The sequence below is a fragment of the Flavobacterium sp. M31R6 genome, assembly GCF_013284035.1.
Lineage (GTDB): Bacteria > Bacteroidota > Bacteroidia > Flavobacteriales > Flavobacteriaceae > Flavobacterium.
The window spans coordinates 3,896,633-3,915,074 of the sequence record NZ_CP054141.1; the positions used below are offsets into that span (position 1 = coordinate 3,896,633).

Consider the following 18,442-nt stretch of genomic DNA (forward strand, 5'->3'; position numbering starts at 1 on the left):
TAAATTAGGGGCAATCAATTAAAACTATACAAATATAAGTTAATGTTTTGTTTAACATTATTAACAATACGTTAAACATTACTACCTTTATACACAAATAAAACTTAAAACATGGCAACTAAAAAAATAAATTTATCCAAAGACCTCATTGTCTCAATGTATATGAACTATACTTTAGAACATAATGAAAAACCAAAGTCTGTATTTCATTTTTCAAAAGTGAATGGTTTTACAGAGGCTGAATTCTATACATTTTTTGGCACATTGGAAAGTATTGAAAAGGAAATATTCAATATCCTTTTTGACAAAACAATCGAGCTATTGCAGAAAGATGATAATTACGAAAGTTACGATATGAAAACCAAACTCTTGAGTTTTTATTTTACTTTCTTTGAATTGATAACCGCCAATAGAAGTTATATAGTCATGACTTTGAAACAACATCAAAATCAACTAAAAAACCTAATGATCCTATCCGAATTTAGAAATAAATTCAAAGATTATATCTCCGAGATAATAACTGATGATTTCCGAATCAAAATTGAAAAGCTACAGCAATACCAAGAAAAAGTATTAGCGGAATCATTTTGGATTCAATTTCTATTAACCTTAAAATTTTGGATGGAAGACTCATCTCCTTCGTTTGAGAAAACGGATATCTACATCGAAAAATCGATAAAAGTTTCTTTCGAATTAATAGACATTACACCAATAGACAGCTTAATAGATTTTGGAAAATTCATTTTCAAAGAAAAAATAAACAACAAATAATGAAAACGATAGACTACATACCAACTTCCAAAATAGAAAGAGCTTCAAAACTAGTACAAACCGGTGCCAAAGTAGGCGTGAATTATTTGAAATATTACGGAGAAAAAATGGTCAATTCTGATTTGACCCGCGACAAACTCAATGAAAACAATGCCGAGGATATTTACGATGGTCTAAAGAGTCTCAAAGGCAGTGCTCTAAAAGTGGCGCAAATGCTAAGTATGGACAAAAGTTTCTTGCCACAGGCGTATGTGGAAAAATTTTCATTGTCACAATTTTCAGTACCGCCTCTGTCGGCGCCTTTGGTTTTGAAAACCTTTAAAACCAACTTAGGAAAAACGCCTTTTGAAGTTTTTGACGAATTCAATGCCAATTCGGTTAATGCGGCTAGTATTGGACAAGTACATATTGCCACGAAAAATGGTAAAAAACTGGCCGTAAAAATTCAATATCCTGGCGTTGCCAATAGCATTTCTTCTGATTTGGCTTTGGTAAAACCCATTGCTATTCGAATGTTTAATTTGCAAGGAAAAGACTCCGATAAGTATTTTAAAGAAGTCGAAGACAAATTGATTGAAGAAACCAATTATATACTCGAACTCCAACAAAGTCAAGAGGTCGTTGCCGCCTGCAAAAAAATAGAGCATTTAGTTTTCCCCGAATATTATCCTGAGTTCTCTTCCGAGAAAATCATCACGATGGACTGGATGACAGGAATTCACCTTTCTGAATTCACCGCCAAAAACAAAAATAAGGAATTAGGAAACCAGCTGGGGCAAGCGTTATGGGACTTTTATATGTACCAAATTCATATTTTGAAGAAAGTACATGCAGACCCGCATCCCGGTAATTTTTTGGTTAACGATAATAATCAATTGGTTGCTTTGGATTTTGGCTGCATGAAGAAAATTCCAAATGATTTTTACGTTCCGTATTTTGAATTGGTCGATCCAAAAATTCTCGACAACCCACAATTGTTCAAAAAGAAACTTTTTGAATTAGAAATCCTAAGAACGGATGATTCTGCAGAAGAGATTGTCTATTTCACTCAAATGTTTTATGATTTATTGTCTCTCTTCACCCAGCCTTTTCAGGGAGAAACCTTTGATTTTTCGGATCCGGAATTTTTTGGAAATATTGCACAACTCGGAGAACGATTTTCGAAAGACACCAACTTAAAAAAAATGAACGGTAATCGTGGTTCGAAGCATTTCATTTATATGAACCGAACCTTTTTTGGTTTGTACAATTTGCTGTTTGATTTGAAAGCTAATATTGTGGTGAATCAGTATAAAAAATACGAATAAAGGTTTGAAAAAATCAGGGTTGCCGTCAAAAATTTGTGTGGTATGTAAACGTCCTTTTAATTGGCGTAAAAAATGGAAACATATTTGGGATGACGTAAAATACTGTAGCGAAAAATGCAGGAGAAACAAAATCATTAGCAAAAAAAATGAGCACAAATAAAAGTCATATCAATGTAGTTTGGTTCAAAAGAGACCTCCGCTTGCAAGATAACGAAGCTCTATTCAATGCCATTCAGTCCAATAAACCTACTTTGTTATTGTATGTTTTTGAAAATTCATTACAAAATGATGGCCATTATAGCGAGAGACATTGGAACTTTATCAAACAATCCATTAAAGACATCAATCAACAGCTTGTTACTTTTAATACTAAAATTTTAAGCGTTTCGGGCGAAGTGATTTCAATTATCAATTCCATCCAGGAAATTTACAAAATTGACAGTGTTTTTTCTCATCAAGAAACAGGTATCAAAACTACTTATGAAAGAGACAAATCCTTTAAACGGTTTTGCAAAAACAATATCATCCATTGGAAAGAAAATATCAATAATGGAATCTTTAGAGGATTAGAAAACAGAAAAAAATGGGTAATCCTTTGGGAAGAATATATGAATTCCAAACAATTTTCTTTTGAAGCAACTTCTCAAAATTTCTTATCTCTCGAAAGTATCCAATTTTTAGAAAACAATTTCGAAACCGTTTCGCTGGAAACCATTCCAAATGATGTTTTTCAAAAAGGAGGAACTACGATTGGCAATAAATATTTAGAAAGTTTTTTTTCTAATCGGTATTTGGATTATAATCGCAATATTTCGAAGCCTTTATTGGCCAGAAAAAGCTGCAGCCGTTTATCGCCTTACATCGCTTGGGGAAATTTATCCTCAAGACAGGTTTTACAAAAGGCCGCCAATTTTCGATTTATCAGTACTGACAAAAAACAAATTGACTCTTTTGTCTCCAGATTAACATGGCAAGCTCATTTCATACAAAAATTTGAAATGGAAGAAATCATGGAATTTGAAAGCGTAAACAAGGGATATCATACTTTAAAAAAGAAAATAAACGATTCTTATATCCAAGCTTGGCAAACAGGACAAACAGGATTTCCAATAATAGACGCTTGTATGCGATGTCTGAACGAAACGGGCTACTTGAATTTCAGAATGCGAGCTATGGTCGTTTCCTTTTTTACCCATAATCTTTGGCAACCCTGGCAAGAAGCAACCCAACATTTATCCCAAATGTTTCTGGATTTTGAGCCCGGAATTCATTTTCCGCAATTACAAATGCAAGCGGGAGAAACGGGAATCAATATGCTGCGCATTTACAATCCTTTAAAAAACAGTTTAGAACACGATCCTAATGGAGAATTTATAAAAAAGTGGGTTCCGGAATTACAAAATCTGCCTATTCCTTTTGTACACAATCCATCAAAAATGACTTTTTTGGATCAGAAGTTTTGCAATTTTGATTTAGGAGTTGACTATCCAAAACCAATTGTTAATATAGACAGAACCAGAAAACACGCTAGCGATTTTTTGTGGGAAATGAAAAAAAATCCTCTTGTGAAAGAAGAAAACAACAGAATCTTAAAACTACACACTATGGCTGATATCGGAGATAGTGACTAATCCCAAAATTGTATAGGATGAATTTACAAATTAAACTAACACCAATAGAAATAGACCGAATCATAGAAATGGCTTGGGAAGACCGAACCACTTTTGATGCAATTCAGATACAATTTGGTCTAAAAGAACAAGAAGTAATCAACCTTATGCGTGCCGAAATGAAGCCTTCCAGTTTCAAAATGTGGCGCGAGCGAGTGCAAGGCCGAAAGACAAAACACGAAAAATTAAGAAACTTTCAAGAAGGCCGATTCAAATGTTCCAGACAAAGACAAATCAATAACAATAAAATATCAAAAAGATAATTTTTAGAAAAATATGCGAAACATAGTAATCATTGGCGGTAGCAAAGGAATTGGAAGCGCTATCCTATTGCAACAATTAGAAAACAATAAAGTATATAATATCAGCAGGACGACTCCTGACATCACACACCCTAACTTAATTCATTATCCAATTTCGATTCTTGAAGATGATTTACCCGAAATTGAAGCCGTAGATGTTCTTATATATTGTCCCGGTTCAATTACACTAAAACCCATTTTGAGTTTGAATCTTGACGATTTTAGAAATGATTTTGAAATCAACGTAATTGGTGCTGTAAAAGCGATTCAAAAATATTTGCCTGCTCTAAAAAAAGGAAATAATCCTTCGATTGTATTATTTAGTACGGTTGCGGCAAAACTAGGAATGCCTTTTCACGCCAGTATTGCTGCTGCAAAAGCTGGAATTGAAGGTTTGGTAAAATCCCTCGGTGCCGAATTGGCTTCGGTGGTTCGCATAAATGCAATCGCTCCGACGATAACCGAAACTTCGCTTTCGGCAAATATTCTTAGAAACGACCGTATGAAAGAAAACATGGTGGAACGCCACCCGATGAAAAATTATCTAAAACCCAGTGAAGTTGCCGAAATGGCAAATTACCTAATTTCAGAAAATGCAAAATCCATTTCTGGACAAGTTTTTGAAATGGATTATGGAATCGTAAGTTTTAAAATTTAATAAAAAAAAGCAAAAAAAAGATGATCAAAGAAATGAGAAGTTACGAGAAAATCGAACAATACGACACCGAAATAACAGAACAACTAGCCCAAAACTACAAAAAAATTATTGGTGATTTAGGTGAAGATGTAACAAGAGAAGGACTCGAAAAAACTCCCGAAAGAGTAGCAAAAGCAATGCAGTATTTAACACACGGCTATGAATTAGATCCGTTAAACATATTAAAATCGGCATTGTTTTCTGAAGACCACAAACAAATGATTGTAGTAAAAGATATAGAAGTATATTCGATGTGCGAACATCACATGCTGCCTTTTTTTGGCAAAGCACATATTGCTTACATTCCCAACGGAAAAATTGTTGGCTTAAGTAAAATTCCCAGAATTGTCGATGCTTTTGCCAGAAGAATGCAAGTACAAGAACGATTGACTGACCAGATTAAAAACTGCATACAAGAAGCATTGAACCCTCTTGGCGTAGCTGTTGTCATCGAAGCACAACATATGTGCATGCAAATGCGTGGAATTCAAAAACAAAATTCGGTAACAACAACTTCTTCCTTTACAGGTGCGTTCGAAAAAGACAAAACCAGAAAAGAATTTATAAGTCTCGTTTCAAACAAATTGAGCTAAATCATAAAACAAAACCAATAAGAAATAATTTATCTGCCACGAATATTACTCCTAATTCGTAAAATTCGTGGCTTTTTTTAGAAGTCATTCTTAAGAGTAAAGTTCTAATAAAATTAACATCAATATAATATGAAAATTCTTTTAACAGGCGCAACAGGATACGTAGGCAAACGACTTTTACCAATTTTGGTAGAACAAGGCCATGACGTAATTTGTTGCGTGCGGGACAAACAGCGTTTTTTTTGTCCAAAAGAATATGAAAATAAAGTAAAAGTAATCGAAGTTGATTTCTTAAAAAAAGACTCTTTAGAAAACATACCAAAAGACATAGATGCCGCTTATTATTTAATCCATTCCATGTCAGGTTCAGCTAATAATTATGATGAATTGGAACATACTTCGGCTTTAAATTTTGTAGAACATATCAATCTGACGAATGCCAAACAAGTCATTTATTTAAGTGGAATTGTCAACGACCAATCACTTTCCAAACACTTATCCTCACGAAAAGCAGTAGAACAGGTTTTGAATACGGGAACCTTTGCCACGACCACATTGCGAGCCGGAATCATAGTAGGTTCCGGTAGTGCATCCTTTGAAATTATTCGGGATTTAGTTCAAAAATTACCCATAATGGTTACCCCGAAATGGCTCAATACCAAATGCCAACCCATAGCTATTGCAGATGTTTTGGAATTTTTGACAAAATCACTTTTAAACCCATCAACGTATAATCAAAGCTTTGATATCGGCGGCCCAGACATCCTCACTTACAAAGAAATGCTTTTAGGCTTCGCCAAAGCCATTCACCTCAAAAGATACATTTATACCATACCTGTAATGACTCCAAAATTATCTTCTTATTGGCTGTATTTTGTAACCTCGACCTCCTATAAATTAGCATCGGCATTGGTAAGCAGTATGAAAGTCGAAGTCATTTGCCGAGACAACAGCATCAATTCCATTTTGAATGTTACGCCTATGCCTTATGAACTGGCATTGTCCAAAGCCTTAGTCAAAATTGACAATGACACTATTGCTTCGAGTTGGAAAGATGCCATGATTAGCGGTCAATTTGTAGGCAACGTAAGTGATTATCTAAAAGTCCCCAAGAAAGACTGTTTTATCGACCGTAGAAAAATGGAAATCCAAGATAGAGCCTTTACTATTAACCAAATTTGGTCCATTGGTGGTGAAACCGGCTGGTATTACGGAGATTGGCTTTGGGAGTTACGTGGATTTATCGATAAACTTTTTGGAGGTGTAGGTTCTCGAAGAGGACGCACCAACAAACACGACATTCATGCCGGTGATGCATTAGACTTTTGGCGGGTTTTGTATGCTAACAAAGACGAGGGCAAACTCATTCTCTATGCCGAAATGAAACTACCTGGAGAAGCCTGGCTCGAATTCAAAATCATCAACAATACTTTGTACCAATCGGCAACTTTTAGACCCGAGGGTATTTGGGGAAAATTGTACTGGTATTCCGTTTTGCCTTTTCACGGTTTTATTTTTAAGGGAATGCTCAATAAGTTGATTCAATAATCACTTCAAAATCCCCGATTTATAGACAGCAATCGCTCGGTCTCTCGCAAAAGCATGTTCTACCATTGGCTGTCCGTAACCTAAATCAAATTCAGGAATCCATTTGCGGATATAAATTCCTTTTTCATCAAATTTTTTCAGCTGAATGTCGGGATTAAAAACCCTAAAATAAGGTGCCGCATCACAGCCCGTTCCTGACGCCCATTGCCAGTTGCCGACATTAGCCGACAAATCATAATCCAATAATTTTTCGGCAAAATAAGCTTCGCCCCATTGCCAGTTAATCAGTAAATGTTTGCATAGAAAACTCGCCACCACCATACGTACTCTATTGTGCATATAACCTGTTGCATTGAGCTGACGCATTCCTGCATCCACCATAGGATAACCTGTAGTTCCTGTACACCAGCGCTTGAAGTCTTCCTCATTATTGCGCCATTGAATTCCATCATAAGCAGATTTGAAATTATGGCTGACTACTTTTGGGAAGCTAAACAGAATTTGCATAAAAAATTCTCTCCATATCAATTCACTCAAAAAAACATCGTTTTTATGAACCGCCCAATTCACTAATCTTCGGATACTCACTGTTCCAAAACGCAAATGGGGTGATAAATACGAAGTGCTGTCTATAGCAGGAAAATCTCTGGTTTCATGGTAATTACTTATTTGTGTGAGATTATGTGGCTGTACTTTTATGTTACTTTCCTCGAAACCTATTTGTTGTAAAGTGGGAAAATCAAAATTGCTTTTGTGAAAATTATAGAAATAACTTTGGGTATCGTATTCAACAAGCGGCGCGATGGATTTGTATTTTTCCAACCATTTATTTTTGTATGGTGTATAAATAGTATAGGGTAATCCATCCGCTTTCGTGATTTCTTTTTCTTCAAAAATGACTTGATCTTTGAACGAAAAACAAACCGCATTATTCGCTTTTGCCAATTCTGAAATGGCTAAATCTCTTTTAATAGCATAGGGTTCATAATCTTTATTGAAGAAAACTTTCGAAATAGCAAACTCTTGAAAAAGAGATTCCCAAACTTCAGTTGTTGTTCCTTTTTTGATTAAAATTGAACTACCTATGGCTTTCAATTTTATATTTATTTTACTGAGTGACTCGTGTATAAAACCAACACGGGCATCGTTTTTTGGCAAACTATTCAGAATATCAGTGTCGAAAATAAATAGAGGAATGACAGGATAATCGGATTCCAAAGCATAATACAGCGCTACATTATCTTCAAGACGCAAATCGCGTCGGAACCAAAAAATAGATACTTCTTGTTTTTGCATTATTTTGAATTGAAAATTTGATCAACTTTTACAAAACGGTACTCAAAGATCTCTTTCAGTTTGTTTTTGACAATTAAAGCATTCATGATTCGCCCCAAAAACCCCAAAGGCAATGCATAATGTACAACATCGGTCATTTTGACTCCATTTTCAGTTGCCTCAAAAAAATGCTTGTGGTGCCAAAAACTATAGGGTCCAAAACGTTGTTCGTCTATAAAATAGGATTTGCCTTTTACTTTGGTAATCTCGGTGACCCAATTTAATTTTAATCCCAAAAGGGGAGAAATTTTGTATTGAATAATTTGTCCAGCATACATCAATTGGTTATCAAAATCGGTGATTTCAAATCCCATAGACACTGGAGTTATTTTTTGCAAATTTCCTGGACTGGAGAAAAAAGCCCAACATTCATCCAAAGTTGCATTGACATGTTGAACACTTTCTTTTTTATATACTTTCATTTTTCTCTATCAATTATTTTCATCAAAACTAAACTCATCAACAACATTGTAAAAGCATAACCAATATCTTCAACAGGAATTGTTCCCAATCGAATGCCCAAATTCTCGTTATCATTGTAAAAAACAACCGGTTCTTCTATAAAACTCCCCGTAAGAATTCCATTTACAAGTAAAAAAGGAATCAAGATGATTAAAAAAGTAATGAAATAGGTTTTTAAAATTGTAGAAAACTTAAAAACGGCTATTGTTAAAACAATTACAAACAAACTAAGATTTACAAAAGTGTACCATCTATCATAATTTAACACTGTCACTGGAACAATGAGAAGCATCAAAAACCAATAAATCTTTTTTACGACAGTATCGCTCAAAGCCACATTGGGCAAGAAATACTGAAAAGAGAAATGAATAAATATACTGGCGTAAGGGATGCAAATAAAAAAAAGCCACTCCTCTATTGGCAAACCAAAAAATTCTATTCCGGAATGGTATCGTGGATTAAATCTCCAAACTCCCATTTGGGTAAAAATAATATCCCAAATAATAAAAAATAGCGCCGTTATAATCAAAGAAGGAAAAATGACTTTCCAACGCTTACTGTATTTCATTCTCTTTTCAAAACTATACAGAAACGGAATTAAGAACGAAGCAATATTCAAAAAAAGATATAATGACATATTAAATTTTATAATATTTGAAAGGCACAAACAACATTCCAAAACATTCACCATCCTGTTTCCCTAAATGTTTGTGATGCATTTTGTGGGCCTTACGCAAACCAACTAAATATTTGTTTTTAGTTTTCTTGAACCACTTAAAACGTTGATGAATCAATACGTCGTGAATCATAAAATAGCAAAAACCGTAAGTTGTTATTCCTAGAGCAATGAAAAATAAATAATTCATTCCGCCCTGTACTCCAAAATAAAAAAGCACAATACTGGGTATGGCAAAAATCAGAAAGAATATATCATTTCGCTCGAATGTATGCTCATATTTTGGCTGATGATGATCGGCATGAAAATACCACATAAGCCCATGCATAATATACTTATGAGTGAGCCATGTAATACATTCCATAAATAAAAAAACACTCAAAAAAATAAAAAAGGAAATCATATTCTTTTTATTAAATTAAAAATTTACGCATTTTTTTTACACCAATTTCAGCTTGTAAGATACGAACGATTGCGCCAACAATCCTGCTTTGGAATAATTGGAAACTCGAATTCTTGTATTTCCAATTTCATTACAAGGCGTGTGCTCCAGTTTTTTGAGCAGTTTTTTGTAATAAACATAAGCTGTGTAAACACCAAATTTGGCTTCCAAAGGTAATTTTACGATTCCTAGGTAGGCAATTCTAAAATCTTCCTCGATTTCCTCGATAATTGCTTTTTTTGACTTTTCACTAAAGGATTTTAAATCGACTCCCGGAAAATAATTACGGTTCAATACTAAATTATCATCTTTTAAATCACGAAGGAAATTTACTTTTTGGAAAGCCGAACCCAATCGCATGGCTTGGTCTTTAAGCTGATTGTATTTGATTTCATCACCTTTGACAAAAACTTTCAGACACATTAGCCCCACTACATCGGCAGAACCATAAATGTATTCGTTGTATTCCTCTTTGCTGTGATAATCAGATTTGATTAAATCGAGTTTCATGCTTTTGAGGAACGATTGAATCATTTCGTCCGTAATATTGTATTGCTTAACAGTCTGCTGAAAGGAATTCAAAATCGGATTCAAACTGATACCCAATTTCATCGCTTTGTAATACTCCGCTTCAAAATCATTAATTAGATTTTCTTTGTCGTAACCGTGAAAAGAATCTACAATTTCATCTGCAAAACGCACAAATCCATAGATGCTATAAATGGCATCACGAATGCTGGGCGCCAACATATAAACCGCCATAGAAAACGAAGTACTGTAATTTTTAGTAACCAATTTACTACACTTGAAAGATACATCATCAAATAATTGTTTCATATGCTTAAATTTATTGTTTTTTATAGGTCCTATGTAATTGCTTCACCTATTGGCTAAAGCTCGGGTCGCATACCATTATTGGAGTTAATAACCAATTTACGTTATGCTCACTTCATATCTAATGATTTAAAAGTTGTTTATCTATTAACTCCGACACTAATTTCCCCGAAATCAATGCGGGAGGAACTCCAGGTCCGGGAACGGTTAATTGCCCCGTAAAATATAAGTTCTTCACTTTGGAACTTTTGAGTTTTGGTCTCAAAAAAGCGGTTTGCAAAAGTGTATTGGCCATCCCATAAGCATTCCCTTTGTATGAATTGTACTCTGAAACAAAGTCATTTTTACAAAATGATTGCTTAAATATAATACTATTTTTAATTTTTTGTTGTGTTAAAAGTTCGAAACGCTCCATTATTTTATCGAAATATTCATTTCTTAAGTCCTCTGTATCAACAATTCCAGGAGCAAGTGGCACCAGAAAAAAACCGGATTCCATGCCTTCTGGAGCCGCTGTTTTATCTGTTAATGATGGAAAATTGGCATAAAACAACGGTTCTTTTGGCCATTGTGGCTCGTCATAAATAGCTGCGGCATGTTGCTCAAAATCGACATCAAAAAACAAAGCGTGATGCGAAATATTTTTTATTTTTTTATTGAACCCCACATAAAACAATAACGACGATGGAGCAAAAACCCGACTATCCCAATACTTTTCAGAATACGCCCGGTGTTCTTTATCCAATAAAGTTTCAGTATGGTGATAATCAGCACCGCTTAAAATAATATTGGATGGAATCATTTTCCCATTGACTGTAATCGAACGGGCTACTTTACTTTCAACATTAATTTTTTCAATATTGGCATTGGTTACAAAAGTTACACCCAGTTCTCTAGCCAGACTTTCCATTGCTCGAACGACATCGAACATACCCGTTTTAGGATGCCAAGTTCCCAGACCAAAATCGGCATAATTCATGAAACTATAAAAAGAAGGAGTATCAGATGGTTTGGCGCCAAGGAACAAAACGGGGAATTCCAATATATGAATGAGTCGTTCGTTTTTGAATTTCTTTCTAATGTCTTTACTGATGTTACTGAAAAACTGACCGACTTTCTTAGCGGTTTCGACCGTTACCAATTCCAATGGAGAAACACCCGGGCGATACACCAATTCTTTTATTGCGATATCATAATTGCTTTTGGCCTCAAACATAAATTCTTTTAAGACTTGGCCACTTCCTTTTTCGATAGCTTCAAAATCAGCTATTATCTGAGGTAAATTATCTGCAATTGCAATAAAATCATCAATATCATAATAAACTCGGTACGCTGGAGAGAGTTTTATTAGTTCATAATAATCAGTTGTTTTCTTGCCAAAATCAGCAAAAAAACGTTCAAAAACATCAGGCATCCAATACCAACTGGGCCCCATGTCAAACGTAAACCCTTCAGCTTTCAATTGACGGGCCCGGCCTCCTATCGAAGCATTTTTTTCATAAACCGACACTTTATGACCACTTTTTGCTAAATAGCATGCGGCAGACATTGCCGAAAACCCAGAACCTATTATTGAGATTGATTTTTTCATTTGTTTAGCAAATATACAAAAAGATTAAACAAAAAATCAAATCTTTTCTATTAAATCCAAAATGGAACTAAAAACTTTAACATCAATAGGAATTAAATCCTGATCTATGTACTGAGTCATTTTTCCAATCAACCAGATTTGAGTGCCGTCACCTAAGAGTTCAGTACCCATATTACCTACATAATCATTGACATAATCTCGTTCGGGCTGTATCGTAAAATAAGAAAGAAAAACAATTGAACTGTAATGTTTCTTCAAATCTTTCAAATTACTTATTGGCATACTCTCACCCAAATAAACAACTTTATACCCCTTAGAAACAATTTCATAATGCAAATACATCAATCCCAATTCATGAATTTCATTAAGAGGAAGCGACAATACAAAAACTTTGCTTTTATTTATCGACTTACTGGCTTCCACTTTTTCAATATTTACCAATATTTTCTTCAATATCAAACAACTGATAAAATGCTCGTGCGCTGGTGTAATCGTATCGGTTTGCCACAATAAACCAATTTCCTCCATCAATGGAATAAATACTTGATGAAAGATTTCCTTAAAAGATTTTTCTTCTAGCAACCAATTGTACGTATTAGAAAAAAGTTCTTGATCAAAATTCATCATAGCCATCTTGAAAGCATTGACAGCATGATTTTTTGCATTTTTATTCGAAATAACATCACGAATCATTTCCGTTATTTTTTCATCGCTAAAGGTTGAAATTTTGGAAATTTTATATCCATAATCATGCAGCAAAGTGATATTCAATAATTTTTGAAGGCTCTCCAGTGAGTACAACCGTATATTAGTATCCGTTCGCATAGGCTGTAAAACATCATATCGTTTTTCCCAAATTCGGATTGTATGCGCTTTTATACCTGAAAGATTTTCAAGATCCTTAATACTGAAAGTATTTTTTATATTGTTCATATATATTACATATTTATTAAACAAATATAGCTTTATTTTAAATTAAATTTAAAATAAAACAACTACTTAATTTTGAAATCTTTAAATTTCACTGAACAGTTCTATTTTTTATAACTAAATTCTTTGTCAAACCTTAAATTTCGTAACCCCTAATCCCTAAATTCTCTTTATATTTGTGCCTTTCGAAAAAACAACAAAAAATGACTACTCTAAACGAATTGAATGCTATATCACCAATCGACGGTCGTTATAGAAATAAGACATTATCACTAGCTCCTTTTTTCTCTGAAGAAGCTTTAATCAAATATCGCGTATTAATTGAAATCGAATATTTCATTGCTTTATGCGAAGTTCCTTTACCACAACTAAAAAACGTAAATCCTAATCTTTTCGATAGTTTACGTACCATTTATAAAAATTTCTCTACCGAAGATGCACTTTGGATAAAAGAAACTGAAAAAGTAACCAACCACGACGTAAAAGCTGTTGAGTATTTTATCAAAGACGCTTTTGAAAAACTGGGTTTATCAGCATACAAAGAATTTATTCACTTCGGATTAACTTCTCAAGACATTAACAATACAGCGATTCCGCTTTCGACAAAAGATGCTTTTGAAAAAGTTTATATGCCATCGTTAATTACCTTGACATCCAAATTAAAAGAATTGAGCCAAGAGTGGAAAGACATTCCAATGCTTGCCCGTACACACGGACAACCTGCTTCACCTACTCGTTTGGGTAAAGAAATAGCTGTTTTTGTGGAGCGTCTGGAAGAGCAAATGCGCTTGTTGTTCAACATTCCGTTTGCAGCCAAATTTGGTGGAGCAACTGGAAATTACAATGCCCATCATGTTGCGTATCCGCAAATTGACTGGAAACAGTTCGGCACTAAATTTGTTCAGGAAAACTTGGGATTACACCATTCTTTTCCAACAACACAAATAGAGCATTACGACCATTTTGCGGCCTTTTTTGATGCTTTAAAAAGAATCAACACTATCATTATTGATTTGGACCGTGACATTTGGACGTATGTTTCAATGGAATATTTCAAACAAAAAATTAAAGCGGGAGAGATTGGATCATCGGCTATGCCACACAAAGTAAATCCAATTGATTTTGAAAACTCCGAAGGAAACTTAGGAATAGCCAATGCAATTTTTGAACATTTATCGGCAAAATTACCGGTTTCAAGATTACAACGCGATTTGACAGACAGTACTGTTTTAAGAAACATTGGAGTACCAATTGGACATACTCTAATCGCTTTTGAAGCTACTTTGAAAGGTTTAAACAAATTATTGTTGAACGAATCCAAATTCCACGAAGATTTAGAGAAAAACTGGGCTGTTGTAGCCGAAGCAATTCAAACTATTTTAAGACGCGAAGCCTATCCAAATCCATACGAAGCATTAAAAGGATTGACTAGAACCAACGAAGCCATTGATAAAAATGCAATTCATGGTTTTATCGCAACGCTTGATGTTTCTGAAGAAATAAAAGCCGAATTGATGCAAATCACTCCAAGTAATTTCTTGGGGATTTAATAAACAGAAAAATATTTTTATATTGAAAGCTATCCTTTTGGGTAGCTTTTTTTTTTTGTGGATAAAAATTAAATTATAAGAATACGTAAAGCGTGTCAAGAATATTTTCCACCACTGATTACACAGATTTTCACAGATTTTATTCCCATTATTTGAAAATCTGTGTAAATCTTTTTAATCTGTGGCTAATTTTATTGGTTTGGTATTAGTCACGGATATGCGTAAAAATAAATATCAAAAAAACCAAACCACAAAGAATTTTCTTTTTTCGTAAATTAGCCATAAATCGTTTTTACCCAAAAACCTTTCAATAATAAACAGCAATACCAATTTATGAGTCAATTTACAGAAGTAACAGAAACCACAAGCCATTTAAACCCTTTGATCAGTGATTTAGGACTCATCTTAATAACTGCGACTGTTGCTGTTTTGATATTTAGAAAACTAAAACAGCCCTTAGTACTTGGATATTTGATTGCCGGTTTTTTGGCGGGTAACCATTTTGATTTTTTCCCTTCTGTCAAAGAGATTAAAAGTGTGGAAGTTTGGGCTGAAATTGGTGTTATCTTTTTGCTTTTTAGTCTCGGACTGGAATTTAGTTTCAAAAAATTAATGAAAGTAGGCGGAACGGCTTCTATCACTGCAGGAATTCAAATTGTAAGCATGTGCCTTTTGGGATATGCCGTTGGTCAATGGTTGGGATGGCCCAAAATGGATAGCATCTTTTTGGGGGTAATTCTCTCCATATCATCGACCACGATTATTTTAAAATCATTTGATGAATTAGGCGTTAAGACGCAAAAATTTGCTGGAATTGTTATTGGCTCTTTAATTGTCCAAGACATACTCGCCATATTAATGATGGTTTTATTGTCAACGGTTGCCGTGAGTAATCAGTTTTCTGGAGGCGACCTTTTAATGTCGGTATTAAAACTGCTCTTCTTTCTCGTCCTTTGGTTTCTGGGAGGGATTTTTATCATTCCAACAGTACTCAAAAAAACCAAACATTTACTCACCGATGAAATGTTACTCATCATTTCGCTCGCCTTGTGTCTGATGATGGTTGTTCTTGCTGCAAATGCCGGTTTTTCGCCTGCACTAGGCGCTTTTATAATGGGCTCTATCATTGCCGAAACTACTCAGGCCGAACATATCGAACATTTGGTAAAGCCCGTAAAAGACTTATTTGGCGCCGTATTTTTTGTATCGGTTGGTATGTTAATCAATCCCGATGCATTGTACCAACACGCCATTCCTGTAATCATTCTTTCTATTGTCGTTATTTTTGGCCAATCCATCAGTTCTACAATTGGCGCCATATTTTCAGGACAACCACTTAAAGATTCAATCCGAACCGGAATGAGTTTATCCCAAATTGGGGAATTCTCGTTCATCATTGCGACTTTGGGAGTAACCTTGAAAGCAACAAATTCTTTTTTGTATCCAATAGTGGTTGCCGTTTCGGCGGTAACGGTATTTACAACTCCTTTTATGATTAAATATTCGCTTCCTTTTTCTGAATATTTGGCACATAACTTACCCCGAAAATGGACCAAACGAATTGAACGTTATTCGGCGAGTACGCAAGCTATAAAAACGGTTAGTTTGTGGCAAACGGTGATTAATGCTTTTTTGATTCAGGTGATTGTGCTTGTCGTAATTATTCTTGCAGTTATATTGCTTTCGTCCCGTTTTATATTGCCCTTAGTCGAAGATTATCATTTGGGAAATACAATGGGAGCCTTAATCACATTGGGGATAGTAGCACCATTTTTGTGGGCGCTTGCTTTTCGAAGAGTCGCCACTAATGAAGTTGAACAATTAATGCTGGACCGCAAATCCCGTGGACCGCTAACGATGCTATTTTTTATACGCATTCTGCTGTCCATTTTCTTTATTGGTTTATTGCTAAATATTTTCTTCTCTCCAAAAATCGCCTTGATTGCATTCATAATAGCAGTGGTAATTTATTTGATTTTTCAAAGAAAACTTCACATCCAATACCATAAAATTGAAAATCATTTTCTCGCCAATTTGAACGACCGCGAAATTGCGAGAGCCAAAAGAAGTCGCAGTGATTTAACGCCTTGGGACGGCCACATGGCAATATTTGACATTGCAGCAGAATCCAATATAGCCGGCGAATCATTGAAGAACCTTCAAATGAGGGAAAATCTAGGAATTAATATTGTTTCGATAAAACGGGGTGATATAACTATACATATTCCGAGTAGGAACGAACGTATTTTCCCAGGTGATGAAATTTGTGTTATCGGAACCGATGCCCAAGTACAGCAATTTAAAAAATATTTAGATCAGCATGAAATGGACGTTTCTCCGGAAACTGTGGAACCTGATATTGTTTTGCGCCAAATCGAACTAAAAAATCACACCTTTATTGGAAAAAGCATCAAAGAATCCAAACTCCGCGAGAAAACACAAGGTTTGATTGTAGGTATCGAAAAAAGAGGAAACCGAACGCTAAATCCAGAGTCTAATGTCATTCTGGAAAAAGATGATATTTTGTGGATTGTTGGCAACAAAAAACTGTTGGCGGATTTGGTGCATGATTAGACTTTTGCTTATCTTATTATAAAACACTGGTCGAAAGGCTAGTTTTTTTTAGGAGCAGAACAATAGTTATTCATAACAGCTTCACTCCCGCTGTACGCAATATCTTTTGGGCTGAACCCCAGCCCCAAAGGATATTTGCTTCCATCGGGGCTAGAGAATACATTTATCATTCGTAAGAAATACTATTAAAAAACTCATTTTCAATACTTTACCTTATTACAAAAGTAAAAACTATTAAAAGTTGTAATTCATTTTTTATACATTTGAAAATAAATAAATACTGATTTTTGCAAGACATAGCACCTTAATTTAGGAGTGATAAGTAGAACTTTGTCAGACCTATAAACGAGTTGGCAGTAATACTATGGGAAAACTAGAAATAATATTTACATTAATAATTTCTTTTACAATTTTTAGTTGTGAAAAGAAAAATTCTAATTTAGAATTTGAGAAAGAAATTATAAACAATTTATTTGTGGAAATGGTTGATTCAATTCACAAAGACCCCAGAATTTATCTAACATTCCCTCCATTTCCAGATATCATTTATGACCAAAAAGGAAATGAAATTGGAGTTGATTCAACAGAATACAAAATTGAAATTGTCAAATATAATCATAAGGAAGAATTAAGAAAAAAGGACACTACTAAATTAGTAATTGGTGTTAGTGAAAAAATATACAAACCTTCAAAATATGAATATGAAAGTATACAATCATATTTTAAAACATTAAAATTGCAAATTGACACAACTAGCAACTCTATCGAAAATAAAATTGATTTAGAGAATTTTAAAAATAATAATAAATTTAGATTTAGATATTTATCTGAATTTCCTGAAGGTGCAAATAATCTAAATAATGACGGAACTTTTAAATTTTCTGGAGGAATTGCATTTTCTAAAATAATATTTGACAAAAGAAAACAACTTGGAATTTTGTGTGGAAATTATCTTTGTGCGCCAAGGTGTGGAATTGGATATTTAATTATAATTGAGAAGATAAATAATAAATGGAAAATTAAACAAATTGAACAAACTTGGCAATCGTAAAAGTACTACTGCCAACAGCCACTACAACGGATTTGGGCATTTGGCTTAATGGAAAGATGGTTTTGTATTTGGAATGATTTGGCAAATCCGAAAATAGGGCTTAATTTAG

18 protein-coding genes are annotated in these 18,442 nt (G+C 34.3%); 11 read left to right on the plus strand and 7 right to left on the minus strand.

The window, feature by feature from the left end; all coding sequences use genetic code 11:
• Positions 1–111 precede the first annotated feature (111 nt).
• The 8 genes from HQN62_RS16215 to HQN62_RS16250 all read left to right on the plus strand — a co-directional run bounded on the left by HQN62_RS16215 (position 112) and on the right by HQN62_RS16250 (position 6,888).
• Positions 112–771 carry a TetR family transcriptional regulator C-terminal domain-containing protein gene (locus tag HQN62_RS16215; protein WP_173505148.1) on the plus strand — a complete coding sequence of 220 codons (660 nt, stop codon included), beginning with the start codon at positions 112–114 and terminating at the stop codon, positions 769–771.
• Complete coding sequence (locus tag HQN62_RS16220; protein ID WP_116797444.1) at positions 771–2,078, plus strand: ABC1 kinase family protein; 1,308 nt, start codon at positions 771–773, stop codon at positions 2,076–2,078. Before HQN62_RS16215 ends, HQN62_RS16220 begins: the two co-directional genes overlap by 1 nt.
• A gap of 4 nt (positions 2,079–2,082) precedes the next feature.
• The gene (locus HQN62_RS16225) at positions 2,083–2,238 is read left to right on the plus strand and encodes a DUF2256 domain-containing protein (RefSeq protein ID WP_116797443.1); all 156 of its coding nucleotides are present in this window, start codon (positions 2,083–2,085) and stop codon (positions 2,236–2,238) included.
• Positions 2,225–3,709 carry a cryptochrome/deoxyribodipyrimidine photo-lyase family protein gene (locus HQN62_RS16230; protein WP_173505149.1) on the plus strand — a complete coding sequence of 495 codons (1,485 nt, stop codon included), beginning with the start codon at positions 2,225–2,227 and terminating at the stop codon, positions 3,707–3,709. The genes HQN62_RS16225 and HQN62_RS16230 overlap by 14 nt, the downstream gene beginning before the upstream one ends.
• Before the next feature lie 17 nt (positions 3,710–3,726).
• A complete protein-coding gene (locus tag HQN62_RS16235) occupies positions 3,727–4,011 on the plus strand; it encodes a TIGR03643 family protein (protein ID WP_116797441.1) in 285 nt (94 codons plus the stop codon).
• Positions 4,012–4,024: 13 nt separating this feature from the next.
• Positions 4,025–4,708 carry an SDR family NAD(P)-dependent oxidoreductase gene (locus tag HQN62_RS16240; protein WP_173505150.1) on the plus strand — a complete coding sequence of 228 codons (684 nt, stop codon included), beginning with the start codon at positions 4,025–4,027 and terminating at the stop codon, positions 4,706–4,708.
• Positions 4,709–4,728: 20 nt separating this feature from the next.
• Positions 4,729–5,340: a GTP cyclohydrolase I FolE gene (folE, locus tag HQN62_RS16245; RefSeq protein ID WP_243412109.1), complete on the plus strand. Its 612-nt coding sequence runs from the start codon at positions 4,729–4,731 to the stop codon at positions 5,338–5,340.
• A 129-nt stretch (positions 5,341–5,469) separates the two neighbouring features.
• Positions 5,470–6,888, plus strand: a complete 1,419-nt coding sequence (locus tag HQN62_RS16250; RefSeq protein WP_116797439.1) for an SDR family oxidoreductase — start codon at positions 5,470–5,472, stop codon at positions 6,886–6,888.
• On the opposite strand, the gene HQN62_RS16255 is transcribed toward HQN62_RS16250, so the two are convergent.
• The 7 genes from HQN62_RS16255 to HQN62_RS16285 form a co-directional block, all read right to left on the minus strand.
• Positions 6,889–8,184 carry a cryptochrome/photolyase family protein gene (locus tag HQN62_RS16255; protein ID WP_173505151.1) on the minus strand — a complete coding sequence of 432 codons (1,296 nt, stop codon included), beginning with the start codon at positions 8,182–8,184 and terminating at the stop codon, positions 6,889–6,891.
• A complete protein-coding gene (locus HQN62_RS16260; protein ID WP_173505152.1) occupies positions 8,184–8,645 on the minus strand; it encodes an SRPBCC family protein in 462 nt (153 codons plus the stop codon). The genes HQN62_RS16255 and HQN62_RS16260 overlap by 1 nt, the downstream gene beginning before the upstream one ends.
• Positions 8,642–9,322 carry a lycopene cyclase domain-containing protein gene (locus HQN62_RS16265; protein ID WP_217362497.1) on the minus strand — a complete coding sequence of 227 codons (681 nt, stop codon included), beginning with the start codon at positions 9,320–9,322 and terminating at the stop codon, positions 8,642–8,644. The genes HQN62_RS16260 and HQN62_RS16265 overlap by 4 nt, the downstream gene beginning before the upstream one ends.
• A gap of 1 nt (position 9,323) precedes the next feature.
• A complete protein-coding gene (locus tag HQN62_RS16270; protein ID WP_116797434.1) occupies positions 9,324–9,764 on the minus strand; it encodes a sterol desaturase family protein in 441 nt (146 codons plus the stop codon).
• 36 nt (positions 9,765–9,800) lie between these two features.
• The gene (locus HQN62_RS16275; protein WP_173505153.1) at positions 9,801–10,640 is read right to left on the minus strand and encodes a phytoene/squalene synthase family protein; all 840 of its coding nucleotides are present in this window, start codon (positions 10,638–10,640) and stop codon (positions 9,801–9,803) included.
• Between the two features lie 118 nt (positions 10,641–10,758).
• A complete protein-coding gene (locus HQN62_RS16280) occupies positions 10,759–12,228 on the minus strand; it encodes a phytoene desaturase family protein (RefSeq protein ID WP_116797432.1) in 1,470 nt (489 codons plus the stop codon).
• A 36-nt stretch (positions 12,229–12,264) separates the two neighbouring features.
• The gene (locus HQN62_RS16285) at positions 12,265–13,161 is read right to left on the minus strand and encodes a MerR family transcriptional regulator (RefSeq protein WP_173505154.1); all 897 of its coding nucleotides are present in this window, start codon (positions 13,159–13,161) and stop codon (positions 12,265–12,267) included.
• A 200-nt stretch (positions 13,162–13,361) separates the two neighbouring features.
• Between HQN62_RS16285 and purB the strand changes: the two genes are divergently transcribed.
• From purB to HQN62_RS16300, 3 genes are all read left to right on the plus strand, one after another.
• The gene (gene purB, locus HQN62_RS16290; protein WP_173505155.1) at positions 13,362–14,708 is read left to right on the plus strand and encodes an adenylosuccinate lyase; all 1,347 of its coding nucleotides are present in this window, start codon (positions 13,362–13,364) and stop codon (positions 14,706–14,708) included.
• A gap of 333 nt (positions 14,709–15,041) precedes the next feature.
• Positions 15,042–17,282 (plus strand): cation:proton antiporter domain-containing protein, encoded by a 2,241-nt coding sequence (locus tag HQN62_RS16295; RefSeq protein WP_173505156.1) that lies wholly within the window; start codon positions 15,042–15,044, stop codon positions 17,280–17,282.
• Positions 17,283–17,646: 364 nt separating this feature from the next.
• Complete coding sequence (locus tag HQN62_RS16300) at positions 17,647–18,333, plus strand: hypothetical protein (RefSeq protein WP_173505157.1); 687 nt, start codon at positions 17,647–17,649, stop codon at positions 18,331–18,333.
• Positions 18,334–18,442 lie beyond the last annotated feature (109 nt).